This is a genomic window from Falsirhodobacter sp. 1013 (genome assembly GCF_051195255.1).
GTDB lineage: Bacteria > Pseudomonadota > Alphaproteobacteria > Rhodobacterales > Rhodobacteraceae > Falsirhodobacter.
The window spans coordinates 1-580 of the sequence record NZ_JBNJLK010000055.1 but is presented as its reverse complement, the minus strand read 5'-3'; the positions used below and the strand labels follow the sequence as shown (position 1 = coordinate 580).

Here is a 580-nt window from a genome sequence, read left to right as displayed (position 1 = left end):
CCATTCCATGACCGTCGAGGCCACGGTGTCGAAGCTGAATGCCGTCATCGTCATTGTCATCCCTCCCTCAGCGCGCCACGGCGCTGCAGATGTATTTGGTCTCCAGGTATTCCTCGATGCCGTATTTCGACCCTTCTCGCCCCAGCCCGGACTGCTTCACGCCCCCGAACGGTGCCACCTCGTTGGAAATCAGGCCGGTGTTGTGGCCGACCATCCCGTATTCCAGCGCCTCCGCCACGCGGACTGCGCGGCTGTAATTCTCGGTATAGAAGTAGGCGGCAAGGCCGAAGATCGTGTCGTTGGCCATGCGGACGGCCTCGTCTTCGGTGTCGAAGGCGAACAGGGGGGCGAGGGGGCCGAAAGTCTCCTCGTGGGTGACGGCCATGTCGGGCGTCACGCCCGTCAGGATGCCCGGCTGGAAGAACAGCCCGCCAAGACGCTTGCCGCCCGTGACCAGGGTCGCCCCTTTCGACAGGGCATCGGCGATGTGCGCCTCGACTTTCGCGATGGCCTTCTCCTCGATCATCGGGCCGATGGTCACGCCCTCTTCCGTTCCCGGTCCGACCTTCAGCGCCTCCAC

1 protein-coding gene is annotated in these 580 nt (G+C 64.3%); it reads right to left on the bottom strand.

What is annotated here, in order from left to right; genetic code table 11:
- Positions 1–67: 67 nt before the first annotated feature.
- Positions 68–580: aldehyde dehydrogenase family protein (locus tag ACSHZY_RS18910; RefSeq protein WP_435171772.1), on the bottom strand; the 513-nt coding region annotated here is incomplete at its 5' end.